The organism is uncultured Marinococcus sp., from assembly GCF_947493875.1.
GTDB lineage: Bacteria > Bacillota > Bacilli > Bacillales > Marinococcaceae > Marinococcus.
Genome location: NZ_CANLSU010000001.1, coordinates 51,723 through 75,305, shown reverse-complemented (window position 1 = coordinate 75,305; position 23,583 = coordinate 51,723). Strand labels below are relative to the sequence as shown.

General features: G+C 48.4%; 22 protein-coding genes and 1 other annotated feature. Of the genes, 2 read left to right on the top strand and 20 right to left on the bottom strand.

Annotated features, from left to right (window positions below; translation table 11 throughout):
- Window positions 1-76 precede the first annotated feature (76 nt).
- Window positions 77-457, top strand: coding sequence for a DUF2507 domain-containing protein (locus tag Q0757_RS00310; protein WP_298783528.1), 381 nt, complete (start codon window positions 77-79; stop codon window positions 455-457).
- 54 nt (window positions 458-511) lie between these two features.
- Here the strand turns inward: Q0757_RS00310 and uvrC are convergent, their stop codons facing one another.
- The 12 genes from uvrC to Q0757_RS00250 all read right to left on the bottom strand — a co-directional run bounded on the left by uvrC (window position 512) and on the right by Q0757_RS00250 (window position 15,036).
- The gene (gene uvrC / locus Q0757_RS00305) at window positions 512-2,299 is read right to left on the bottom strand and encodes an excinuclease ABC subunit UvrC (RefSeq protein WP_298783527.1); all 1,788 of its coding nucleotides are present in this window, start codon (window positions 2,297-2,299) and stop codon (window positions 512-514) included.
- A gap of 104 nt (window positions 2,300-2,403) precedes the next feature.
- Entirely contained in the window at window positions 2,404-2,718 is a 315-nt protein-coding gene (trxA, locus tag Q0757_RS00300; RefSeq protein ID WP_022793132.1) for a thioredoxin, read from the bottom strand.
- A 112-nt stretch (window positions 2,719-2,830) separates the two neighbouring features.
- The gene (locus Q0757_RS00295; RefSeq protein WP_298783524.1) at window positions 2,831-3,421 is read right to left on the bottom strand and encodes a TetR/AcrR family transcriptional regulator; all 591 of its coding nucleotides are present in this window, start codon (window positions 3,419-3,421) and stop codon (window positions 2,831-2,833) included.
- Between the two features lie 251 nt (window positions 3,422-3,672).
- The gene (locus Q0757_RS00290) at window positions 3,673-4,071 is read right to left on the bottom strand and encodes a DUF350 domain-containing protein (protein ID WP_298784475.1); all 399 of its coding nucleotides are present in this window, start codon (window positions 4,069-4,071) and stop codon (window positions 3,673-3,675) included.
- 26 nt (window positions 4,072-4,097) lie between these two features.
- Window positions 4,098-6,455 (bottom strand): endonuclease MutS2, encoded by a 2,358-nt coding sequence (locus Q0757_RS00285; protein ID WP_298783523.1) that lies wholly within the window; start codon window positions 6,453-6,455, stop codon window positions 4,098-4,100.
- A 23-nt stretch (window positions 6,456-6,478) separates the two neighbouring features.
- Window positions 6,479-8,194, bottom strand: a complete 1,716-nt coding sequence (polX, locus tag Q0757_RS00280) for a DNA polymerase/3'-5' exonuclease PolX (protein WP_298783521.1) — start codon at window positions 8,192-8,194, stop codon at window positions 6,479-6,481.
- Between the two features lie 137 nt (window positions 8,195-8,331).
- Window positions 8,332-8,910, bottom strand: a complete 579-nt coding sequence (locus tag Q0757_RS00275) for a CvpA family protein (protein ID WP_298783520.1) — start codon at window positions 8,908-8,910, stop codon at window positions 8,332-8,334.
- Window positions 8,910-9,161, bottom strand: coding sequence for a cell division protein ZapA (gene zapA / locus Q0757_RS00270; RefSeq protein WP_298783518.1), 252 nt, complete (start codon window positions 9,159-9,161; stop codon window positions 8,910-8,912). The genes Q0757_RS00275 and zapA overlap by 1 nt, the downstream gene beginning before the upstream one ends.
- A 118-nt stretch (window positions 9,162-9,279) precedes the next feature.
- Window positions 9,280-11,703 (bottom strand): phenylalanine--tRNA ligase subunit beta, encoded by a 2,424-nt coding sequence (gene pheT, locus Q0757_RS00265; RefSeq protein WP_298783516.1) that lies wholly within the window; start codon window positions 11,701-11,703, stop codon window positions 9,280-9,282.
- A 15-nt stretch (window positions 11,704-11,718) separates the two neighbouring features.
- On the bottom strand, window positions 11,719-12,753 hold the full coding sequence (gene pheS, locus Q0757_RS00260; RefSeq protein WP_298783515.1) for a phenylalanine--tRNA ligase subunit alpha: 1,035 nt from the start codon (window positions 12,751-12,753) through the stop codon (window positions 11,719-11,721).
- A gap of 322 nt (window positions 12,754-13,075) precedes the next feature.
- The gene (locus Q0757_RS00255) at window positions 13,076-13,873 is read right to left on the bottom strand and encodes an RNA methyltransferase (RefSeq protein ID WP_298783513.1); all 798 of its coding nucleotides are present in this window, start codon (window positions 13,871-13,873) and stop codon (window positions 13,076-13,078) included.
- Window positions 13,874-13,947: 74 nt separating this feature from the next.
- On the bottom strand, window positions 13,948-15,036 hold the full coding sequence (locus tag Q0757_RS00250; RefSeq protein WP_298783511.1) for a M42 family metallopeptidase: 1,089 nt from the start codon (window positions 15,034-15,036) through the stop codon (window positions 13,948-13,950).
- A gap of 266 nt (window positions 15,037-15,302) precedes the next feature.
- Here Q0757_RS00250 and Q0757_RS00245 point away from each other — a divergent pair, with 266 nt between their 5' ends.
- Window positions 15,303-15,710, top strand: coding sequence for a sigma-w pathway protein ysdB (locus tag Q0757_RS00245; RefSeq protein ID WP_298783509.1), 408 nt, complete (start codon window positions 15,303-15,305; stop codon window positions 15,708-15,710).
- Between the two features lie 42 nt (window positions 15,711-15,752).
- Here Q0757_RS00245 and rplT read toward each other — a convergent pair whose 3' ends face one another.
- The 8 genes from rplT to nrdR form a co-directional block, all read right to left on the bottom strand.
- Window positions 15,753-16,106 carry a 50S ribosomal protein L20 gene (gene rplT, locus Q0757_RS00240; RefSeq protein ID WP_298783507.1) on the bottom strand — a complete coding sequence of 118 codons (354 nt, stop codon included), beginning with the start codon at window positions 16,104-16,106 and terminating at the stop codon, window positions 15,753-15,755.
- Between the two features lie 41 nt (window positions 16,107-16,147).
- On the bottom strand, window positions 16,148-16,351 hold the full coding sequence (gene rpmI / locus Q0757_RS00235) for a 50S ribosomal protein L35 (RefSeq protein ID WP_022793119.1): 204 nt from the start codon (window positions 16,349-16,351) through the stop codon (window positions 16,148-16,150).
- A 43-nt stretch (window positions 16,352-16,394) separates the two neighbouring features.
- Window positions 16,395-17,009 carry a translation initiation factor IF-3 gene (gene infC, locus Q0757_RS00230; protein WP_245558588.1) on the bottom strand — a complete coding sequence of 205 codons (615 nt, stop codon included), beginning with the start codon at window positions 17,007-17,009 and terminating at the stop codon, window positions 16,395-16,397.
- Window positions 17,005-17,149, bottom strand: a sequence feature (ribosomal protein L20 leader region). (Overlaps the previous gene by 5 nt.)
- A gap of 56 nt (window positions 17,150-17,205) precedes the next feature.
- Window positions 17,206-19,146, bottom strand: coding sequence for a threonine--tRNA ligase (gene thrS, locus Q0757_RS00225; protein ID WP_298783497.1), 1,941 nt, complete (start codon window positions 19,144-19,146; stop codon window positions 17,206-17,208).
- Window positions 19,147-19,477: 331 nt separating this feature from the next.
- A complete protein-coding gene (gene mqnC, locus Q0757_RS00220) occupies window positions 19,478-20,587 on the bottom strand; it encodes a cyclic dehypoxanthinyl futalosine synthase (RefSeq protein WP_091614809.1) in 1,110 nt (369 codons plus the stop codon).
- Between the two features lie 140 nt (window positions 20,588-20,727).
- Window positions 20,728-21,654, bottom strand: coding sequence for a primosomal protein DnaI (gene dnaI / locus Q0757_RS00215; RefSeq protein WP_298783493.1), 927 nt, complete (start codon window positions 21,652-21,654; stop codon window positions 20,728-20,730).
- 18 nt (window positions 21,655-21,672) lie between these two features.
- A complete protein-coding gene (locus tag Q0757_RS00210) occupies window positions 21,673-23,076 on the bottom strand; it encodes a replication initiation and membrane attachment family protein (protein WP_298783489.1) in 1,404 nt (467 codons plus the stop codon).
- 16 nt (window positions 23,077-23,092) lie between these two features.
- A complete protein-coding gene (nrdR, locus tag Q0757_RS00205) occupies window positions 23,093-23,572 on the bottom strand; it encodes a transcriptional regulator NrdR (RefSeq protein WP_022793114.1) in 480 nt (159 codons plus the stop codon).
- Between the last annotated feature and the right edge of the window lie 11 nt (window positions 23,573-23,583).

The window sequence follows — 23,583 nt, the reverse complement described above, 5'->3', positions numbered from 1 at the left end:
ATGTATGATTTTGGGAATCTATAGAGATTTCCAACTCCAGCATGTATAATATCAGATGTAGAAAGTGGTGATGGAAATGGAAGAAGAAACAAATAAACCAGCTGCCTTCGGGTATGAATTACTGAGGAAAAATGTTCTTCCTGATATTTTAGGCTCTGACGAGCATGCGATATTATACTGGGCCGGAAAACAGCTTGCCCGCCGCTATCCATGCAGCTCTCCTGGTGAGGTGGCTGATTTTTTCCATGATGCCGGCTGGGGAGAGCTCCTCTGGAAAAAAGAAAGAAAAAAAGACGTCATTGCTGAGCTGTCCGTTTATGAAAGGGAAAATTCGTTCACAAAAGCTTTAGAAGGCGGCTTTCTGGCAGAGCAGTGGTCACAGATGAAGGATACGTACGCGGAAACTTACATAGAAGAAAAGAAAAAATCCACGACTATGCATATTAAATGGGAGTAACCCACATCACACCATATAGCAAAACGTTCGCTGATATGCATCAGCGAACGTTTATTATTTCGAAAGTGTAGAATCCTCCTCCAGCTTTTTCATCAGCTCCGTAATAACATCATCCGGGAGAGAAAGCTGTTTAAAATCCTCAAAGGAGGCCTCCTTCATTTTTTTCACAGATCCAAAATGCTTTAGAAGCATCTGCTTGCGCTTCTGTCCAATCCCGTTAATATCGTCCAGGAGAGAAGAAAACATTGTTTTTCCGCGTGTCTGACGGTGAAAAGTAATTGCAAAACGGTGCACCTCATCCTGAACACGCTGCAGAAGGTAAAAAGCAGAGCTGTGCCGTTCGAGAGGTACTCTGACGGCCTCTTCTCCCATAAGGAGCTCCGAGGTGCGGTGCTTATCGTCTTTAGCAAGTCCCGCTACCGGAATATTTAAACCAAGCTCATCCTCAATAACGCTGACGGCCGCACTTAACTGGCCCTTTCCGCCATCAATAAGAATCAGATCCGGCAGCGCCGCTTCGTCCTTTAACAGACGGATATATCTTCTTCGCACAACCTCCCGCATGGACGCATAGTCGTCCGGCCCCTGTACGTCTCTGACCTTATATTTTCTATACCCTTTTTTCCACGGCTTCCCATCTACAAATGTAACCATTGCCGCAACAGGGTCCGTCCCCTGGATATTCGAGTTGTCAAAAGCCTCCATGCGGTATGGTGTATCAATACCCATCGCTTCACCAAGCTGCTCCACCGCTTTTACCGTCCGTTCTTCATCCCGTTCAATCAATGCAAAGCGATCGCTGAGCGCCTGCCGGGCGTTTTTCTCCGCCAAATCAAGCAGTTCTCTTTTCTGGCCGCGCTTTGGCTGCTGAACCCGCACGTTTACAAACTGTTCCGCCATGGAGGCGTCCACCGAGTCCGGGATAAATATTTCTGACGGCTTCATGTGCTGTTCCTGCATATAGAACTGGCCCAGGAAGGTAAGAAAGTCCTCTTCAGGCTCCTGATACATTGGAAAAAGAGAAACGTCCCTTTCAATCAATTTTCCCTGTCTTACAAAAAATACCTGCACGCACATCCAGCCTTTGTCATAGCTGTACGCAAACACATCGCGGTTCGCCTGATCCTTCACAGACATTTTCTGCTTTTCCATGACGGAATCAATATGCTGTATTTGATCCCTCAGCTCTTTGGCTCGTTCAAATTCCAGCTGTTCCGAAGCTGTTTCCATTTTGGTCTGAAGCTCCGCCCGTATTTCGTGGTGGCCGTTGTTTAAAAACCGTGCAATCTGCTGAATCATGTCGTCGTACTGGTCTCTCGTCACCGTAAATTCGCAGGGGGCCAGACACTGGCCAATATGGTAGTATAAACAAACCCGGTCGGGCATTGTCCGGCATTTACGCAGCGGATACAATTGATCGAGCAGCTTCTTTGTTTCGTTTGCTGCACCAGCGTTCGGATACGGGCCAAAGTATTTACCGCCGTCCTTTTTTATCTTTCTCGTAATAATCAGACGGGGATGCTCTTCGTTAGTAATTTTAATATACGGGTAGGACTTGTCATCTTTAAGAAGCACGTTATATTTTGGTTCATACTTTTTAATCAAATTCATTTCAAGGATTAATGCTTCCAGATTGGAAGAGGTCATAATATATTCAAAATCGGTAATTTCCATTACGAGCCGCTGGGTTTTTCCGTCGTGCGACCCCGTGAAATAGGATCTCACCCGATTTTTCAACACCTTTGCCTTGCCTACATATATAACGGTGCCGTGTTTATTTTTCATTAAATAGCAGCCAGGCTGATCCGGAAGAATCGCCAGCTTTTCTTTTAATTGAGTCATGTGCCCAACCCCTCTTGGCGTGTAATATCTATGGTGTTCCCTGCCTTTTTTTCATGAAGAAGAAACAAAAAACTGCCGGCCCAGGGACCAGCAGTTTCGTGTTTTTACAAATGTTTGTTCAAAAGCTCCACCAGTTGTTCTTTAGGCTGAAAGCCGACTACCTGCTCGACAACTTCGCCGTCTTTAAAGATCATTAGTGTTGGAATACTCATTACACCGTATTTTCCGGCTGTCTCCTGGTTTTCATCAACATCTAATTTAGCAATTTTAATCTGTTCGCCCATTTCTGTGTCGATTTCTTCGAGTACTGGAGCGATCATTTTACAAGGTCCGCACCATGGTGCCCAAAAGTCCGCAAGCACTACTCCGTCGGACGTTTCACCTGCAAAGTTTTGGTCCGATACATTGACAATAGCCATGAATGGTTCCTCCTTTATATCTCTATCTTTGCATTTATTCTTCGTTATTATAGCATTCCCGCGCTTTACTGGCTAACGTTTAGCTTAAACTTTTTCAAAGGCCACGCCTAATTTATATTTCCGTCTGCAGCGCCTGATAAACTATTTCTGCAAGCACCGGTCCCTGTGCTGCCAATGAATAGCTTCCATTTTCCATCACCCACGTGGTGATCGCTTCATTGAGTATGCCGACAAAGCAGATTCTGCCAATTTCTGTAGAAAGTGATGAGGGAAAGACCTGTTCGTCTTTTCCCCTGTTCACAATATTGATCACCGCCTGAAAAAACGGACCCAGTATGCGCTGCATATTGTCATGAATCTCGCCCTTCGTCTGCAAAAGCTCAAAGTGGGCAAGCGTAGCAAGCTCTGGCCGGCCCTCCATAAATTCAAGCTGCAGCTGGGCCATTTCATACAGCTGCTCTTTAACAGAAACATCCCTTTGCGTGATGGTCTCGAGCTTCTGCATGAACTCCTGCATTTTTTCCTCAAAAATGGAGATTAATATATGCTCTTTATTATTAAAATACAAATAAATCGTTCCGTCTGCTACCTTTGCCTCTTTGGCAATATCCGACACCTTCGCCTGATGATAACCATGTTCAGCAATTACCTTAATCCCCGCCTCGATAATCTGTGCATGCTTCCTGTTTTGATTTTTCCCCATACGTATCTGCCACCCTTTCAAACAAAACCAACTATTATGCCGGCTTCTGTTTCACCCCGCCTGAATAATGCCTTTAAAAGCGCCTCACTCCCGTAACAGAGTAAGGCGCTTCATTTCGTTTGGGTAATACTGGCACAGTATTTTAGTTAGTTATAAATGTACATAATCTGTAAAGGGATGTCAACTATAATACACATACATAGTCCTAATTAATTAACTATTTGTGGCTTTTATATTACATTTTTTTCTATTTAATTGATAATTCCGGCACCTATTACAAAAGAAACACCCACCGAGATAATAAAAGAAATGATTCCCACTGCACGGTTATCCCTGCTGATTTCTTCATCCACCTTAAACATAGGAGTAAGAAATTCAAAAATTAAATAGCTTAAAATCAATAATACAAAGCCATAAAAACCCCATAAAAGCATAAACAGAATGCCGTCGTTATGCATGATGGAATAATGAAGAATGTTGGAAACCCCAAACAGTTTCCCCCCGGTCGCCAGAGCGACAGCGATATTTCCTTTCTTGATTTCCTCCCAGTTGCGGTAAGGAGTAATAATTTCAAATATCCATAGAAAAATTACCAGGGAGAGTACAGCAACGCTGAAGTTGCCGGCTGTATTTATAAAAGCATTATTCATCCACACATCCACGTGCACCCCTCCGCTTACTTAAGTTCTGCCACCGTGTTACCGATGCCGCCTTCATTCATTCCGCCATCCCTGGTGGATTTTACGCTGGGATGATTTTTTAAATATTCTTTCACACCCTTGCGAAGAGCCCCGGTGCCTTTTCCATGGATGATATGGACTTCCCGGTAACCGGCGAGCACCACTTCATCGAGGTATTTTTCAAGACGCTGTACGGCATCTTCGTACCTTTCACCGCGCAGGTCCAGTTCAGGCTTCGCCGGTGCCGCTGTAGAAGTCGTAGCTGTCTGACGCTTCGGTTCTTTGGCGGGCTCTGATTTAAGCTTTTCCATTTCTTCGGGCTTCGCTGTCATTTTCATGATACCGAGCTGCACCTGAAATTCCTTGTCATTTACCTTTTCAACAATGTGTCCCCGCTGCCCGAAGCGAAGCACCTTCACTTCATCTCCCACTTCAAAGGTACGTTCCTTCTGGGCTTTTTGTTTCACCTGTTTCTGCTTTTTAGTCATCGCTGGCGCTGCCTGTTCCATCTGTCTGCGGGCTTCGATCAGGCGGTGTTCTTTAATTTCCGCGCCTTCCTTCTGCATCTCCTTCAGTTCGGCAATAATTTCTTCGGCCTGGGCTTTCGCCTTATCGACTTCGCTTTTTGCTTTCCCTTCCGCGTTTGCAATAATCTGATCCCGTTTTTGCAGCACTTCATTCCAGGCAGTGTTCAATTCCTGCCAGAGTCTGGATGCTTCCTGCCGGAGTTCATCTGCCTCCTGCCATGCCGATTCTGTTTCTTTTCTTTGTTCATCCAGAGAAGCAATCATCGTTTCGACCTGCTTTGTATCTGTGCTCATTTCTTTTTCCGCATTGGAGATAATAGAATCCGGCAGGCCAATCTGTCTTGAAATAGCAAACGCGTTGCTTCGGCCCGGCACGCCTACGAGCAGACGATAGGTTGGCCTCAATGTTTCCACATCAAACTCGACGCTTGCATTCATGACGCCTTCGCGGTTATACGCATATCCCTTTAGTTCACTGTAGTGGGTCGTCGCGATTAACCTGCCCCCGGCGTCCTGAACATAGTCCAGAATACTGACCGCAAGAGCCGAACCTTCTTCCGGATCCGTGCCGGCACCAATTTCATCGAAAAGCACGAATGACTCATTGTCCACCTGCTTGACAATATCTACAATATTCGTCATGTGGGAAGAAAACGTACTTAAGCTCTGCTCAATCGACTGTTCATCCCCGATATCGGCAAACACCTTCGAAAACACAGCGGCCTCTGCTTCTTCTTCTGCGAGAACAAACAGCCCTGACTGGGCCATGAGCGTCAGCAGACCGGCTGTTTTAAGAGTCACGGTTTTACCGCCAGTGTTGGGCCCGGTAATGACAAGCGTACCAAATTCTTCTCCAAGCTCCAGGTCGAGCGGCACCATTTCTTCCGGGTCAATGAGCGGATGTCGCGCCTCCATGAACCGGAATCTCCCTTCATTATTCAGCTCGGGCTGCACCGCTTTCTGGTCTCTTGCATAGTAAGCCTTGGCAAACGTGAAATCAAGCTCGGTCAGCGTATTCATATTTACCAGAATCGCTTCCCCGTCTTCAGCAATGTACGAAGACAGCTCCTGTAGAATACGCTCAATTTCCCGCTGTTCTTTCAGCCTTGCCTCCCTCAGTTCGTTGTTCATCGAAACCACCGCCTGCGGCTCAATGAACAGAGTAGCCCCTGTGGAAGACTGGTCGTGGACAATGCCGCCAAAGGACGAACGGTATTCCTGCTTCACTGGCAGCACATACCGGTCATTACGTATCGTTACGATGGAATCGGACAGGCGTTTTTGCTGGTCCGGCGACCTGGTATACTGTTCAAGCTTTGAACGCACCGACGATTCGAGGCTTCTCATCTGCTGCCGGAGTCCGCGCAGGGCGGAGCTTGCGCTGTCGAGAACCACCCCGTTTTCATCTATACAATCACGGATTTGCTTTTCAATCTCCGGAAGCGCAACTATCTGCCGTACCAGCCCCTCAAGCAGCGGAAGATCGACCGTTTCCTCTGTCATGTCCAGAATAAATGACCGTATCCGGCGGCCCGCGTATAATGTGTCCGAAACCTCTGTAAGCTCGCCGGCGTTCAGCATGCCGCCGATTTGTGCGCGGCGCACGTGGGCATGGATCTGACGGATGCCGCCGAGTGGCGCCTGGCCCCGAAGCCGAATGACTTTAGCCGCTTCTGCGGTAAAGTTTTGTGCTTCCTTCGCTTCTGCGAGCTCCCGGTATGGCTGCAGCTGTTCAATCCGTTCTTTGGCAAGAGTGGAGCCGGCATGAGCCTGCAGCTGCTCTTTCATTTTTTCGTATTCCAGCACACGGAGTGTTCTATCATTCAACAATGCTCACCTCTTTGATTGTTCTATTGTTTCTTACGCTTCAGCCATTCTTTCAGCTGCTCCGCTGTCATCGTGTTTATGACCTGTTCCGGCTGCAGAAGTGCTTTTTTGGCAATGGATATGCCCACATCCATGTGATTAAGCATACCGGGATTATGGGCGTCCGTGTTGATTGCAATACAGACATTATGCTCAGCAGCTTTTCTCAGCCAGTCGGCCGAAAGATCAAGGCGATTGGGATTGGCATTCAGCTCCAGAGCCGTGTTCGTTTCGCCCGCCCGCTTCATCAGCCGGTCTACATCTACTTTGTATCCGCCCCGACGTCCTAAAAGTCTTCCCGTTGGATGGGCGATAACGTTCACTTCCGGATGCTCCAGAGCCTGCTCCATCCGGTTCATAATTTCTTTTTCCGTCTGGGAGAAGGAGGAATGGATGGAAGCAATGACGACATCGAGCTCTTCGAGAACTTCATCCTCAATATCAAGCGTGCCGTCCGGCCGGATATCCATTTCAATACCGGCAAATAGTTGAATATCTTTTTCTTCTTCTCTGATTTTTTGTATTTCTTCTATCTGCCTGCGGATTCTTTCTTCATCCAGTCCATGGGCAATGCGGAGGTATTTGGAATGATCCGTAAGAGCCAGCCATTCATAGCCGTGCTTCTTCACTTCCTCCACCATCTCGCGGATGGAAAGAGAGCCATCGCTCCACGTCGTGTGCATGTGAAGATCGCCGCGGATGTGTTTCTTTTCGATATATGGATACGACTGACGGAATTTATCCGTTTCATCTCTGCCCAGGCGTGCTTCGGGAGGAATAAAGTACAGGCCAAAGTGGTCGTAAAATTCGGCTTCATTCTGAAACGTTGTTTTGCGCCCATGCTGGTCTTCAATGCCGTATTCACTTAATTTTTCATTTCGTTCCTTTGCCAGCTGGCGCATTTGTACATTATGGTCTTTCGAGCCGGTAAAGTGGTGCAGGGTGCTCGCAAAATCTTCTTCCTCCACTAAGCGAATATCTACTTGAACGTTATATTCCCCTTTAATTTCAACGCTGACCTTGCTAGTACCATCGTTAATAACCTTCGTTAATTCGGGCATTTCCACCAGCTGCTTACGGACATTTTCGGCATCTTCCACACTCATAATATAATCCAGGTCCTTCACCGACTCTTCCACCCGGCGCAGGCTGCCCGCCCGTGCATACCGACGCACCCCTTTCACAGCTTCCAGGGAGGCTTCCAGCTTTTCGGCCATTTCCAGCATATAGGCAATTGGCAGCCGTTCCGGACGCTTGCCTTCTTCCGCGAGTGCTTCGAGTATTTTCTGCTCGGTTTTAGCCCCAAAGCCTTCGAGATTTTGTACCTCATGGGTTAAACAGGCCTGTTCAAGCGAATCCCGGTCCGTTATGTCCAGCTCCTGATAGAGCTTCGACACTTTTTTTCCGCCGAGTCCGGGAAGCTTCAGCAGCGGGATCAATCCCTCCGGCACTTCTTCTGTCAGCGTCTGCATCAGTTCTGTTTCCCCGTTATTGTCCCGCCATTCCTTTATCAAAGCCGCTGTTCCTTTTCCGATGCCCTTTAAGCTGCCTGCATCATCAATTTCACTCAATGAACGCTCATCATATTCAAGCGCCTGAGCCGCTTTACGGTAGGCAGAAATTTTAAATGGGTTCTCACCCTTAATTTCCATATATACAGCGATTGTTTCCAAATGGCCAATAAGATCTTTTTTATTCATGCTACTCTCCTCCACATGTCAGCTTTAATCATGTTAGGCATTCTTTTTTGAGTATAACGGGAGTTAATAATTCTGTCTAAGCCCACGCCGCCGGAGTGAAGACATAAAAACAGACTCCCCTGTGAAACGCAGGGAAGTCAGCCTTCATTCTCTATTGGGCCGTCCATGCTCCCGGGGTCTGCCGGCATGATTTGCTCGTACCAGCCGGAAAGCCATGGGGTTTCATGTAATATAAAACTGGCGACTGCCGAATTGTTTACTACCGGCTCAAGAGCCGGAAACGGCATCAGCATAGCTGCAGCCAGCACAACGAATAAAATCACGTACGCCTCCAGCACCCCGAGCACGCCGCCAAGCCAGTAATTGATCGTTCTCAGCACCGGAAGCCTGGCGATGCCGCCTGCTGCTCCGGTTAAAAAGCCGGCGATGATGCGGGCGGCGATAAATAAAAGAAGAAAGGCAATCGAATAATAAAACAAGCTGCGGGTATCAAAAGCAGCAAGAAAGGTCCCTTCTGTCTGCTGGCCGAATGGGTAGGGGATCCATTGTTCTAAAAACTGTGCCACTTCTTCATAAAATAAAAACGCAACAATAAACGCTGCCACCAGACTGACCAGGCGAAGCAATTGATGAACAAAGCCTCTTTGAAGCCCTGTAAAAAAGCTTCCGATTAAAATCACAACAAGCAGAACGTTTATTACTATTTCCATAGCCATTATCCTTCAGAGTCTCTGTCCTTGTTTACTTCTTCTTTGAGTTTGATATAATCATCCACTACGTTTAAAGCTGTCAATACCGCCAGGCGGGTCGTATCCAAATAAGGATTGTATGCTTTATACTCTTTCATTCTTTTATCTAAATAATTGGCGACCTGATTAATATGCGAGGGTTGTTCATCACCGACAATCGTGTACTGCTGGCCGTATATTGTAACCGTAGTGCGTTTTTTACTTTGATCATCAGCCACGTCTTCCGCCCCCTGTTCTTGAATGTGCCTTTACCTTAATAGTAACAGAATAAAAAGGCTCTGAATATCTTTCCCTGTACAGGCCCTTTATTAAACCGGAAGATGCCCGGCAGCTGTTTTACTGCCTGAGCTCTGCCCCAGTTTTTTCTTCAAGCATGCGAAGCACCTGGTCGTGTGCAGAGCTGACCTCTTCATCCGTTAATGTTCTTTCCGGATCCAGATACACCAGGGTGAACGCCAGGGATTTTTTGCCGGGCGTCAGATTCTCGCCCTGATAAACGTCAAACAGGGAGGTGCTGTACAGCGTGCTTCCACCCGCGGACTCAATAACCTCTTTCACTTCAGCTGCAGGCACATTTTCGTCCACTACGATCGCGATATCACGGGTAGTGGAAGGGAACCGCGGCAGTGTGTGGTAACGAACCGGCGTTTCCACCGCCTGAAGCAGGGAGGTTAAATCAACCTGCAGGGCATACGTTTCAGCTATATCCCAGTCACCCGCCGTCGTTGGATGAATCTGGCCGACATACCCCACTGTCTCTCCGTCGAGCAGTATATCTGCGGTACGGCCAGGGTGCATATCACTGCGCTCTGCCAGAGTGAACGAGGCACGGCTTTCTACGTGCAGTTCCTCAAGAATGCCTTCAGCAATTCCTTTCATCACATAAAAGTCTGCATTTTTCGTTTCTCCCTGCCACAGGTGGTTTTCCCATCTGCCGCTTACTACTGCAGCAAGCATAATGCGTTCTTCCGGCTGCACAGCAGCATTCGCTTCTTCGGAAAGAAACACCGAGCCCATTTCAAATAGGGCGATATCCTTCGTTTGGCGGTTGCGGTTATAGCTGACTCCTTCAAGAAGCTGCGGAATCAGGCTCTGTCGCAGTACTCTGCGGTCCTCGCTCATCGGCATGGATACTTCCATCGTATACTTTTCCGGGTAAAGCGTGAAACGTGACGCTGAGCTGACGGTTGTCAGGGAATAGGTGACAGCTTCACTCAGCCCGGCACTTTCTAAAAAGCGGCGTACTGTCCGCTTTCTTTTCTGCTCGGCGGTCAGGCTTCCGGCGGTCGTAGCCCCTTTAGGCAGCGTACTCGGAATATCCTGATAGCCATGCATCCGCGCGATTTCTTCTGCAACATCCTCTTCAATATGAATATCCGGACGGCGGCTTGGAATGTACACTTCGATACTGCTCGTTTCCTTGTCAGCAGTCTGAAAGCCGAGACGTTCGAGAATACGCACCATCTCTGAACCGCTGAGCTCCATTCCAAGCAGCTGGTTGATACGGCGGTCGCTTACCCGAACCCATCTGCCGCCTGGCTCCCGGTGGTCCTCCTGCTCGATGCCCTGAAGCACAGAGGCACCCGCATATTTGGCGAACAAGTGGGCCGCCCGGTCTGCTGCCTGCTCCACTCTTTCTGTGTCGAGCCCCCGCTCGTACCGGACGCTTGCGTCGCTTCGTATCCGCGTATCCTTGGACGCCTGGCGGATCAGGGACGGGTGAAACAGAGCCGCTTCAAGCAGAATATTTGTTGTCTGGTCGTTGACCTCTGAGTGCTCTCCACCCATCACTCCTGCGAGAGCTGTCGGCTTTGTGCCGTTGGTTACAACCAGATGCTCTGTCGAAAGGTGGTGCTTATTGCCGTCGAGCGTTTGTATTTCTTCATCTTCAAACGCTCTTCGCACAAGCACCTGGTCAGAGCCGAAGGCGTCAAAATCAAACGCATGCAGCGGCTGCCCGTATTCAAGCAGCACATAGTTGGTAATGTCTACGACGTTGCTGATTGGCCGGATGCCTGCAGCCATTAAACGGTTCTGCATCCAATACGGAGACGGCTTCACCTGAATATTTTCAGCGACTCTTGCTCCGTAATAAGGAGTATCCTCCCCGTTTTCGATTTTCACATTGACCGCTGCCGAGGCAGGCTTTTCGCTTTCCTGTACCGAAGTTACGGGGAGCTGAACGGTCCGGTCCAGCTGGGCCGCTACTTCATAGGCGACGCCGAGGATGTTGAGACAGTCGGCACGGTTTGGCGTAATGTCGAGATCCATTACCGTGTCGTCCCAGCCAAGAGCTTTTACCGCATCCGATCCCGTTTCCGGCTCCTCATCAAAGACGAAAATACCTTCAGCCACGTGTTTAGGAACCAGTTTAGCTTCCACACCGAGCTCCTGGAGAGAGCAAATCATACCGTTGGATTCCTCGCCGCGTATTTCCGTTGCTTTAATTTCCATGCCCCCGGGCAGCACGGTGCCAGGCTTTGCCACTACGACCTTCTGTCCGGCTGCCACGTTGTCAGCTCCGCAGATAATCTGCACCGTTTCTCCTCCCTGATCCACCTGGCAGATGTTTAAATTATCCGCATCCGGATGCTTTTCGGCTCCGGTAACGTATCCGACGACGCAACCCTCAATCGGCTCGGCACGCCGGTACAGGGCGTCTACCTCCACGCCTCCCGTAGTCAGACGGTCAGCGATTTCTTCGGGAGTAATATCTTCAATATCTACATAATCTTTCAGCCACTTATATGAGATCAACATGTCTGCATTCTCCTTCTATACTCGAGTGAATTGTTTTAAAAAGCGCATATCGTTCGTGTAAAAATGCCGGATATCGTCAATGCCGTATTTCAGGAGGGAGAAGCGCTCCACTCCCATTCCAAAGGCAAAGCCGCTGTAGACATCGGGATCAAAGCCGCTCATTTCCAGCACGCGTGGATGCACCATTCCGCACCCGAGTACTTCAATCCACCCGGTATGCTTGCAGATGCGGCAGCCTTCCCCGGCGCAGATGCCGCACGAAACATCAAGCTCTGCAGACGGTTCGGTAAACGGAAAGTAGCTCGGGCGGAGGCGGATTTCTCTTTCCTCTCCGAAGTATTTTTTCACAAATGTTTCGAGTACCCCTTTTAAATCACTCATCCGGATATTTTCATCAACCATCAGCCCTTCGATTTGCATAAACTGGTGGGAGTGAGTAGCATCATCGTCATCCCGGCGGTAGACCTTGCCCGGACAGATGATTTTTACCGGTCCTTCGCCGTGGTGGCGTTCCATCGAGCGGGCCTGCACCGGCGACGTCTGCGTACGCAGAAGCAGATCACTGCTGACATAAAAAGAATCCTGCATATCCCGGGCCGGATGGTCCTTTGGCAGATTCATGGCCTCAAAGTTATAATAATCGGTTTCGACCTCCGGTCCTTCAGTCACTTCGAATCCCATGCCGATAAAGATATCTTCAATCTCCTCCACCACGCTCGTCAGCGGGTGCTTCGCCCCGCGCTGAACTTTACGTCCCGGAAGTGTTACATCCAGCGTCTCTTTATTAAGCTTTTCCTTTAATGCTTCTTCGGCAAGCATTTTCGTCTTTTTCTCCAGACGCTCCTGAATGGCTTCACGTACTTCGTTTCCTTTTTGGCCAACAACGGGGCGCTCCTCCTTGGACAGCTGCCCCATCCCCCGGAGCACTTCCGTAATCGGGCCTTTCTTCCCTAAGTATTTTACTCTCACCTGCTCCAATTCTTTTGTATCGCCAGCTTCTTCAATCTGCTGCAGCGCTTCCTGCTGCAGTTCCTCCAAGCGTTCTATCATATCCTGCTTCCCTCCATTTTTATGCCAAATAAAAAGAGCCCTCTCCCTGAAAGGGACGAAGGCTCGCGGTACCACCCTTGTTAGCTGCAGTGCACAGCTCACTTTCCTGTAACGACAGGTTCCGGCACGCTTTTCTTCCACAGGGAATACTCCAGCGGCTGCTCCGAAGCGAATTCACAAATCCTTACTGTAAGGTATTTTCAGTCAGCGATACCTTTTCCCTGTCCAGCAGGAAGCAATGCTACTACTCTTCATCTGCGCATTTGTGTTTATATGTTTCAATATGCATTATTATAGAAAAAGCCCGGCCCGATTGCAACCATCACCAATCTGTCTGCTTCAAATGATACAGGAGGATACCGGCAGAGACAGCCGCATTTAGTGATTCTGCCTGTCCCGGAATCGGAATGTACAGGTTCTGGTCGGTCCGCTCGAGCCATTTCTTTTGTACACCGGCTCCTTCATTGCCAATAATCAACGCAAAGTAAGGCTGCGGCTCAAGTGCCGAATACGACGTTCCTTCATCAAGCGAAGTGCCGAAGCACGGAATGTCCGTTTCCTGCAGCCATTCCAGCCATTCTCCCAGGTCCTCCTGGAGTACCGGAACATGAAACAATGAGCCCTGCGTCGCCCGGACCACCTTTTCGTTGTACGCATCCACCGTACCTGTGCCAAGAACGACTACCCCTTTTCCAAGCGCATCAACCGTCCGGATAATTGTTCCCAGATTACCAGGGTCCTGAATGCTGTCCACCAGCACGAAAAACGAATATCCGCCGCTTCTCACATTAGAAAATTCAGGAATTCGGCATACAGCTACAATATTTTTCGGCGTTTCCGTCGAGCTGATTTCTTTCATGACGCTTTCTGTTACCTCTGTGGCCGGTGTTGGTATTTCATTGAAAACCTGCGGCCACTCTTTATGCTCTTCAATGAAAATTTCTTCAATCCAAGCCTGCGACCGGACGGCTTCTGTCAGCGCATGGTCTCCCTCAATTAAAAAAAGCCCTGACCTTTCACGTTCCTTACGTTTATGAAGTTTTTTTATCTCTTTTACTTTCGGGTTTTTTGCCGATTCTATCCGCTTCACTTCGCTGTCTCCCCCAGTATTTTCTCTCATCGTAGCACATTTTGGCCGGACACAGAAAGAAAATAAACAGCCCTCCCGTCCCTTATGGACAGAAAGGCTGGTTTTTATGCTTCGTACGTTAACGACTCTACTGTGTCGCGGTCCAGACGCTTAGCAATTTCTACGATTAACTGCACGGCATGCTCAAAGTCATCCCTGTGAAGAATAGCTGCATGCGTATGAATATAGCGGGTCGGAATCGTAATGGCCATAGCCGGTACTCCTTCACCGGACAGGTGAATAGATCCTGCATCTGTGCCGCCGTTTGCCATCATGTCAAACTGAAAAGGAATTTCCTTTTCTTCAGCCACACCGACAACGAAATCACGCAGCCCTTTGTGTGCGATAACGGAGGCATCCATCATAAGAAGCTGTGGTCCTTTACCGATTTTCGCTCTGGCGTCGTTACTTGTGACACCCGGCGTATCCCCGGCAATGCCTACATCTACCGCAAATCCGATATCCGGCTGAATCAGGTTGGTTGCTGTTTTCGCTCCGCGCAGTCCGACTTCCTCCTGTACAGCCCCGACACCGTAAATTTCATTCGGATGGGATTCGTTTTCGAGTCGCTTCAGCACCTCAATCGCGATAGCACAGCCAATACGGTTGTCCCAGGCTTTCGCCATCAGTAATTTTTCATTGTTCATCACTTCAAAATCACATACCGGCACGACTGAGTCCCCAGGACGCACGCCGAATGACTCTGCTTCTTCCTTACTTGAAGCACCGATATCGATGAACATATCTTTAATTTCCATCGCCTTCTTACGCTGCTCCGCCGGCAGAATATGTGGCGGCTTCGAGCCGATGACGCCGGTAATGTTTCCTTTTCTCGTCATTACCTTCACCCGCTGGGCGAGCATCACCTGGCTCCACCATCCCCCGAGGGTCTGGAATTTCAAAAAGCCATTCTCATCGATTCCCGATATCATAAAACCAATTTCGTCCAAATGCCCGGTAATCATTAATTTCGGGCCCCCGGCCTGGCCGGTTTTTTTGGCAATCAGACTCCCCAGCCGATCGGTGCTCATTTCATCGGCGTAAGGAGAAATATACTGGGTCATCACTTTTCTTGGTTCCTGTTCGTTCCCCGGAACGCCGTTTGCGTCCGTGAGGTCCTTTAGCATCTGCAATGTTGAATCTAATTCTGCCATTTCATGCTGCCTCCTTTATGTACGGTTGTTTTACACACACATGCAAAGGGAAAATATTATTAATGAGCCGCATTAATATTTTCATCAGTACAAGCGTTGTGGTGCGGGTTCTTCCATATTCAGTATAAAGAACTTTGCCGCAGGGCTCAAACATAATCTATCATACCCGGGAACCTGTGAAACTTTTTAATATACTGTTCGTATATATTAGAAATGATAAGGTTTATGTGCGCTTAATCCGATAGATGCAGAGGAGGGTGTAAAGATTGGGTATTCTTTTGCGGGTGCTGCTGTTGATCGCGCTTGTTATTATCATATACTCGTTTTGGAGATACTGGAATAATTCAAGAAGAAAACTGGAAGCAGCCCACCATAAAAAACAATTCTATCTGCTTGATGACCAGCAAAATGTACGGAAAAATCTACTGGCTACCCACAAAGGCGTCATGTTTGAAGGCGAAAAATACGTAGGTACAACCGAAAAAGCGTTTGAAGTGGTTACTATTTCGCTCTGGGTGATTGAAAGCGAGCATTTGCGCGGCTTTCAGCGCGAGGATTTCACCTTTCTCGAACGGGAAATTCTTTCACTTTACCCGGAAGCTGCCATCGAGTGGAACAGTCCGGTGAAAGAGTTCATGCAAAAGCTTGAAGCAACACAGCCGGAAAAACATTAAAAAGCGGAACGCCTCATTACGGGCGCTCCGCTTTTTGTTTAATTATAAGTTTGATTTCGCTTTTTCAGCAAGCTCTGCAAATGCTTTTTCATCATTTACTGCAAGATCTGCGAGCATTTTACGGTTCATTTGGATACCGCCCTGCTTCAGGCCATGCATCATGCGGCTGTAGGATAAGCCGTTCAACCGCGCTGCTGCGTTAATGCGTGCAATCCACAGCTTACGGAATTCGCGCTTGCGCTGGCGACGGTCCCGGTAAGCATACTGCAGGGACTTCATTACCTGTTCCTGTGCTGTTTTAAACAGTCTGTGCTTAGAACCTCTATAACCTTTCGCGAGTTTTAATACTCGTTTACGTCTGCGACGTGCCACATATCCGCCTTTTACTCTTGGCATCGTCAACCCCTCCTTAGATTATCTCAATTATTTGGCCGTGCTTATTTTTTCGTTTTCGGCAGTAGTGTCTTGATACGCTTGTAGTCGGACTTGGAAACAAGCTCCGGCTTACGAAGGTTACGCTTTTGCTTTTGGGATTTATGCGAAAACATATGGCTCGTGAATGCGCGTGCGCGTTTTACACGGCCGCTTCCTGTTTTGCGAAAACGTTTTGCTGCTCCGCGGTGAGATTTCATTTTTGGCATAAGTGACATCCTCCTTTTTTAATATAACGGAAAAAACCGCTGTCTATTCTTCTTTGCTGGATTCTTCTTTTTGTTCCCGTTCCTGCTCCGCTTTTGGAGCGAGCATGAGGAACATGCTGCGGCCATCCATTTTCGGCTTCGTTTCGATCGTACTCACGTCTTCACATTCTTTGGCAAACCGGTCAAGTACTTCCTTACCGATATCAGAGTGTGTGATCATACGACCGCGGAAGCGGATAGCTGCTTTCACTTTATCGCCTTTGGACAAAAACTTGCGTGCGTTACGCAGCTTTGTATTAAAGTCGTGTTCTTCAATGCTCGGGCTCAAACGAACTTCTTTCACGTTGATCGTTTTTTGCTTTTTCCGGGCTTCTTTATCTTTTTTCTGTTGTTCAAAACGATATTTACCGTAATCCATAATACGGCAGACAGGCGGTTTCGCGTTTGGAGCAACAAGAACAAGGTCAAGGTTTTCTTTCCCGGCCAGCTCTAAAGCTTCGTTTCTTGATTTCACTCCAAGCTGCTCTCCGTTAGCGTCGATGAGTCGAACTTCACGGGCACGGATGCCCTCGTTTACCTTTTGGTCCTTACGAATAATAAGCCACCTCCAGAAATTTAGTGCGCGGGGCTTCCACGCAAATACATACCATTGGCACAACGAAAAAACGTGCAGACACCCTCTGAAACAGAGAAGCGCCCACACGTATATAGAATATATGATCTACACATTCAATATATTGATAATAACCAGCCAACGTTTGTCGGTCAGGTGAGAAGCGGGCGCTTCTTCTTTAGGGATTAATTATTTTCACACTAAGACATCGTAGCACGGACCTATTAGGACGTCAACCACTTTACCGATATTCATTAATAGCCGCTGTTACATTTTCCACAAAATCATTCAGCGGCTGTGATTGTGAATCCTGCTGACCGTATTTGCGTACATTTACGGCATTTGCTTCCTGCTCTTTGTCGCCAAGCACAAGCATATAAGGGATTTTCTGCGTCTGGGCTTCCCGGATTTTGTAGCCGAGCTTTTCATCCCTCGTATCCACTTCCACCCGGATATCTGATGCCTGCAGCGCCATTTCCACTTCTTTTGCGTAGTCGAGATGAACGTCAGGCGAGACCGGTATGATTTTCACCTGAACAGGAGAAAGCCACGTCGGCAGAGCGCCTTTGTATTCTTCAAGCAGAAAGGCGATAAAGCGCTCCATCGTGGACACAATACCCCGGTGGACTACTACCGGACGGTGCTCGCCTCCGTCACTTCCAACATACGTGAGATCAAAACGTTCAGGAAGGTGGGTGTCGATCTGGACGGTGGAGAGCGTCTCTTCCTTGCCCATCGCTGTTTTTACCTGGACATCGAGCTTCGGGCCGTAAAATGCTGCTTCCCCTTCTGCTTCCACATATTCAGCGTCAATCGCATCCATCGCTTCCTTCAGGATACGCTCGGAATTTTCCCACATCTGGTCGTCATCCACGTATTTTTCTTTATCCTCCGGATCCCGGTACGAAAGCCGGAAGGTGTAATCCTTAATGCCAAAATCATGGTAGACTTCACGGACAAGCCGCACTGCACGGATGAATTCATCCTTCAGCTGATCCGGGCGGGCAAAAATGTGACCATCGTTTAATGTCATCGCCCGCACACGCTGCAGGCCGGCAAGCGCCCCGGATTTTTCATAACGGTGCATCGTTCCGAGCTCTGCGATGCGGACCGGCAGATCGCGGTAGCTGTGCTTTTTATTTTTATAGACCATCATATGGTGCGGACAGTTCATCGGCCTAAGCACGAGGGTTTCATTGTCCATTTCAATCGGTGGAAACATATCATCCTGATAGTGGTCCCAGTGGCCCGACGTTTTATACAGCTCGGAGGAACCAAGCACCGGCGTATACACGTGATCATAGCCGAGGCGTACTTCTTTATCTACAATGTAGCGCTCAATAATCCGGCGGATTGTGGCACCGTTTGGAAGCCAGAGCGGAAGCCCCTGTCCGACTGTCTGACTTGTCGTAAATATGTCGAGCTCTCTGCCGATTTTACGGTGATCGCGTTCTTTGGCTTCTTCGAGCATTTTCAAATGATCATCAAGCTGGGACTGCTTTTCAAAGGCGGTGCCGTAAATACGCTGCAGCATTTTGTTATTGCTGTCTCCGCGCCAGTAAGCCCCGGAGATGTTCATCAGCTTAAACTTTTTCAGTTTGGATGTCTGCGGTACATGAACGCCGCGGCATAAATCGACAAATTCTCCCTGCCGGTAAAGCGCGATCTGTTCTCCTTCAGGGATATCTTCAATTAATTCCAGCTTCAGCTCGTCGCCAAGCTCTTTAAAAAAGCGGACTGCTTCTTCCCTGGACACTTCCTCGCGAATAATTTCCAGATTCTCATCAATGATTTTATTCATCTCTTTTTCGATTTTAGGAAGGTCTTCCGGCGTCAGCTGGTGCGACGTATCAATGTCATAATAAAACCCGTTTTCAATCACCGGGCCGACACCAAGCTGCACGTCATCAAACAGGCGCTTCACCGCCTGGGCCATTGCGTGCGCGGTGCTGTGCCGGAGCACTTCAAGGCCTTCCGGAGACTGGTACGTAATGATTTCAATCTGGCCATTCTCCCTTAGCGGAGTGCGGAGATCCACCATTCTTCCGTTGATTTTTCCTGCCAGTGCGCTCTTTTTCAGGCCTGAGCTGATACCTCCGGCTACTTCTTCTGTCGTCGTGCCGATGTCATATGATTTTTCGTTCCCATCTGGAAATATGAGCGTGATTGTTTGTTCTGCCATTGTGGTTTTGTCCTCCTTTTATAACTGTAATAAACCAAAAAACACATAAAAAAGCCCGCCCCTCGAAAGGGGCGGGCTCAGCCGCGGTTCCACCCTAGTTTTCGTCCCAAGCGCAGAGACGACTCTATCCGGGTAACGGCCGGGGGCCCGCCGGCAGATACTGCTGTTCCCTGCCGGAGCTCCGAGGGGGTAAAAATAAAACGGTTCGTAGAGAACTTCCAGCCCTGGTTCTCTTCTCTGGGACGCCTGCTTTAATTTTATGTCCTCATCCTTGCATTTTCCTTTTCGCTATTTCAGCATAGCGAAAAGCTTCTTATCATGCAACCTGTAGTTAGTTTTGCATTACAAAGTCTTTTTCGCTGTTTTCTTCTCCTTCAAACACACGGAGTGTATGGTACTTCGTATTCCGCTGCGCCGGCGTGTAGCCTGCTTCCCGTATCAAACGAAGAATCCGGTTGATGTTCACTTTGTGTGTGGTACCCGCTGAAGAAACAACATTCTCTTCCATCATGGTGCTGCCAAAGTCATTACAGCCGTAGGAAAGAGAGCGTTTGCCCGTCTCTGGTCCTGCTGTTACCCAGGAGGACTGGAAGTTCGGGATGTTGTCCAGGAATAAGCGTGAAATGGCTACATTCCGGAGGTAGCCTTCCGGTGTAATACGCTCGCCTTTCATGCTTGTGTAATCCTGCTGGAAGGTCCAGGATATGAAGGCCAAAAAGCAGTTGGATTCGTCCTGGGCCTCACGAATGCGCCACAGGTGTTCTGCCCGCTCTTCGTTTGATTCGCCAAAGCCGATAACCATCGTTGCCGTGCCGTGCATACCAACCTCTTTAGCCATTTTCATGCAGTCGATCCACTGATCGGCCGTGCATTTCAAGCGGCTGATCCGTTTTCTCGTCTTTTCTGTGAGAATCTCGGCACCTCCGCCTGGAAGCGAATCCAGACCAGCTTCGTGAAGAGCCGTTAATACCTCTTTTAATGACAGACCGGAAACCTCCATCATTTTGTACACTTCTGCCGGCGTAAACGAGTGCATCGTCACGTCCGGGAAATGACTTTTAATTTTTTTAAGCAGGTTTGTATAGTATTCAAATGGGAGATTCGGGTTGGTCCCACCCTGCATTAGAATCTCGTCTCCTCCAACATCCTGAAGCTCTTTAATTTTCTGCAGAATCTGGTCGTCCGAAAGAAGGTAGCCCTCTTCCGATCCCGGCCGGCGGTAAAATGCACAGAAACGGCAGAAAGTATCGCAGACGTTTGTGTAATTGACATTACGCCCTATGTTAAAGGTGGCAACAGGCTCCGGGTGCCAGCGTTTTTTTATTTCATCCGCGGCAGCTCCCATTTTTTCTATTTCATCACTTTCATATAAGCGCACAGCGTCGTCCATTGTCAGTCGTTCTCCGTTTAATGCCCGTTCCAGTATTCCATCAATGCTCATTGTATACCCTCCAGAAAATTCCTTTATGGCGCTCGCATGAAAATATCGCGAATCCAACCCATTTTCTGCATGCTGGGCGCTATTATCATGGTAGCATATTTATTTGTATTATACACTTAGAATGGCCTCTGTATTTCCAATTATCCCCGACGGTTCTGTCCGTCCATAAATACTTCCTCTGTGAACGGGCGGATGCGCTCCATGATACGCTTTGCTTTCAAACGCTCGTTACCGCCTTTCTGGGAATACGTCAAATGCTCTTCAAGTTCACTGTAATCATAGTTGGACGTATAGACAGTAGGAAGCTTTTCCATCATCCGGTACTGCAGAATAACGCCCAAAATATCATCCCTTGTCCAGGCGCTCATTGATTCGGCTCCAAGGTCATCGAGTATGAGTACCGGTACACCTTTAACACTGTCGACCTTTTCCCGCACCGTATTATCCGATAACGATTCTTTGATTTCCCGGAAAAAGTCCGGCACATGTACAATCATCGAGCCGATGTTTCGCTCCGCCAGTTCATTCATAATAGCTCCCGCAATATACGTTTTACCAACTCCGAACTTTCCGTACAGGTAAAGTCCTTGTCCGTCCTCCCCGGGCACGGTGGCCGATGCGAAGTGAAGTGCCGCAGTTCCGGCCTTAGCTCTTGATTCATGGTCCATATCCACCTGATCAAAGGAGGCGTGCAGTATCTCCTTTGGAATATAATAGCTTTTAATAAGTGCCTGTCTTTTTTTCTTTTCATCATCGTGTACCTTTAATGAACAACGGTGATAGGCCACCGTCACTTTTCCTTTGTCTTCCATCAATTCCGGCTGGTACCCCTGCATCAGGTTTGGGCAGTTTTCAAGTCCCGGACAGGCATCGCAGTTGCTGCGTTCCCGCTTATATTCAAATAAAGCTGCTTTGTTTTTTTCGTATTCTTCTGCTGGTATATGCGGATGGCGGCGCTTGAAATCGATAACTCCCGGATAGGCAAATACTTCTTTTTCCAGCCTTGCCATCCGCTCCTTCCAATCCTTATCCATCCATCTGTTCAACGAGGATCCGATCGAATCCATCCAGCGGCCCCCTTTCTTTTAACGGTTTGCTCTTTCCCGTCGTTCCTTCAGCATTTCTTCAAAGCGCTCTCTTTCCTTCGACAGCTGCTCATCCTGGGTGGTTTTTTCAGCTTCAGCCGGTGAATTCTTCACCTGCTCTTCCTTTTCCATCCATTTAGGCAGCCTGTCGTTTCGGACATAGCCCTGCTGCCGTTTATTTGCATAATTGTTTTTAGGCGCCGTGCGTTCCTGGGCCTGCTTGTGTTCTTCCTTCGCAAGCTTCATGGCATCCTCTACGGTATGTACTTTTTTCCTTGTCCACTGACCGGCGATTTTATATACAAGCGCCTTGCTTAATTTCATATTATTTTTCTGCATCACATAATCCGTCAGCACGTTCACCACGCCCGGTGATAAACGGTAGCTGAATAAAAGCTCCTCCACGAGATGAATATCGGACTCCGGCACAGTCGCTCCTCCGGCAACCGAACGAAGAAACGTCACCGGGGAGGTCTGTTCATAAAACTGCTTCATCTGCTCCTGTTCGGACGCAGGGCGGTCCTTTGCCGGCGCTGGTTCCTCCCGCTCTATACGGTTTCCGAGTGCAGGCGGAGCTGCTCCGTGCTCCATGCGGTAATGGTTTTTTGCTTTTTTACGCAGATCTTCTATATTCACTTCGTCGTCCGCTGATAGGGACTCCTGTATTACTTTTCCCATATCAATTGGCGAAAGCTGATACACAAAAGCAAGCCGGCGGACGGTCTGCTGCAGCGATGGCGTTAACAGCCGGGCAGCGTCGAGAAAGGATGGGAGCGAAGCTTTCAGCAACTCCATATCGAACCCGTTCTCTTCAAGCTGCAGACGCGATGGTTCACTGCCGCCGATAAACTCTGTGTCTTCATCTGCCGGAGGCGGTTCGGAGGCCATCTCCGACGCATGCAGAGAAGCAAATACTTCATTGAACGAAGCCGTAATTTCTTCTGCTGCTTCGGGCACAGCTGAAATGCAAAAGCGCTGGCGAAGCTGAATATATTTACTCTTTCCAAGGCGGTTATATAAAAATACGCTTAAAACATCATCCTGAAAAAAAGCCCGCGGCGACATGGGCGGCTGGATATCGTATACAAATGTTTTATCCTGGGACTGGGTTTCTAATTCGTAAACCCTTAGAAGCCCGATGCCCTCAAGCAGGCGGCGGGCAGCGTAAATTTCATTTAAAGGCATCTGCAAAAAAGCCATCAGCTCATGATGGGTGGCTTCGGAGCTTTCATAGCAGTCCTTTTCCAATTTATTCTGCAGAGTCTGGTAGAGAGCGATCGCTTTGCTTCCGACTAACGGCTGGTAGAGCATAGACATTGTTTTATCCGTGCTCTCGCTGAATTCTTTACTTGTGCGAACGTAGTACCCGTCCACCGGTTTGACTTCCATCCAATGCAGACTCAAAGCGCCGCCCTCCTTTTTATGATTTTGATGAATCCTCTTTGTTTTCTTTATCAATCAGCTCTTTTAATTCATTGATGAATACATTTATATCACGAAACTGCCGGTAAACAGAAGCAAAACGGACGTAGGCGATTTCATCAATATCCGCGAGCTCTTCCATGACAAGCTCTCCGGCTTCTTCGCTTTTCACTTCTGTCCGTCCCTCTTCCCGAAGTTTATTTTCCACCCTCGAGACAATGCCCTCGAGCGTTTCCATTGGAATTGGCCGCTTTTCACAGGCCCTGATCAAGCCTCTCAGCATTTTTTCCCGGCTGAATTCCTCCCGGTTCCCATTTTTTTTCACTACGACAAGCGGGAGTTCTTCCACAATTTCAAAAGTGGTAAAGCGGTGGTGGCACGTATCACACTGACGCCGGCGCCGGATGGAACGGCCTTCATTGCTCGGCCTCGAGTCCAATACACGTGTGCCATTGGAGTAGCATACAGGGCATTTCATTATTATCATCT

Excerpts from the sequence above, each read along its gene's own strand:
- rpmI (WP_022793119.1), bottom strand. The coding sequence starts at position 16,351 with ATGCCAAAAATGAAATCTCACCGCGGAGCAGCAAAACGTTTTCGCAAA.
- pheS (WP_298783515.1), bottom strand. The coding sequence starts at position 12,753 with ATGATAGAACGCTTGGAGGAACTGCAGCAGGAAGCGCTGCAGCAGATT.
- Q0757_RS00290 (WP_298784475.1), bottom strand. The coding sequence starts at position 4,071 with ATGAATAATGCTTTTATAAATACAGCCGGCAACTTCAGCGTTGCTGTA.
- uvrC (WP_298783527.1), bottom strand. The coding sequence starts at position 2,299 with ATGACTCAATTAAAAGAAAAGCTGGCGATTCTTCCGGATCAGCCTGGC.
- Q0757_RS00275 (WP_298783520.1), bottom strand. The coding sequence starts at position 8,910 with ATGGCTATGGAAATAGTAATAAACGTTCTGCTTGTTGTGATTTTAATC.
- mqnC (WP_091614809.1), bottom strand. The coding sequence starts at position 20,587 with ATGAGCATTGATGGAATACTGGAACGGGCATTAAACGGAGAACGACTG.
- thrS (WP_298783497.1), bottom strand. The coding sequence starts at position 19,146 with ATGGCAGAACAAACAATCACGCTCATATTTCCAGATGGGAACGAAAAA.
- nrdR (WP_022793114.1), bottom strand. The coding sequence starts at position 23,572 with ATGAAATGCCCTGTATGCTACTCCAATGGCACACGTGTATTGGACTCG.
- polX (WP_298783521.1), bottom strand. The coding sequence starts at position 8,194 with ATGAATAAAAAAGATCTTATTGGCCATTTGGAAACAATCGCTGTATAT.
- Q0757_RS00255 (WP_298783513.1), bottom strand. The coding sequence starts at position 13,873 with ATGAGAGAAAATACTGGGGGAGACAGCGAAGTGAAGCGGATAGAATCG.
- Q0757_RS00250 (WP_298783511.1), bottom strand. The coding sequence starts at position 15,036 with ATGGCAGAATTAGATTCAACATTGCAGATGCTAAAGGACCTCACGGAC.
- dnaI (WP_298783493.1), bottom strand. The coding sequence starts at position 21,654 with ATGGATTCGATCGGATCCTCGTTGAACAGATGGATGGATAAGGATTGG.
- rplT (WP_298783507.1), bottom strand. The coding sequence starts at position 16,106 with ATGCCAAGAGTAAAAGGCGGATATGTGGCACGTCGCAGACGTAAACGA.
- trxA (WP_022793132.1), bottom strand. The coding sequence starts at position 2,718 with ATGGCTATTGTCAATGTATCGGACCAAAACTTTGCAGGTGAAACGTCC.
- pheT (WP_298783516.1), bottom strand. The coding sequence starts at position 11,703 with ATGTTGATCTCATATAAGTGGCTGAAAGATTATGTAGATATTGAAGAT.
- Q0757_RS00295 (WP_298783524.1), bottom strand. The coding sequence starts at position 3,421 with ATGGGGAAAAATCAAAACAGGAAGCATGCACAGATTATCGAGGCGGGG.
- Q0757_RS00310 (WP_298783528.1), top strand. The coding sequence starts at position 77 with ATGGAAGAAGAAACAAATAAACCAGCTGCCTTCGGGTATGAATTACTG.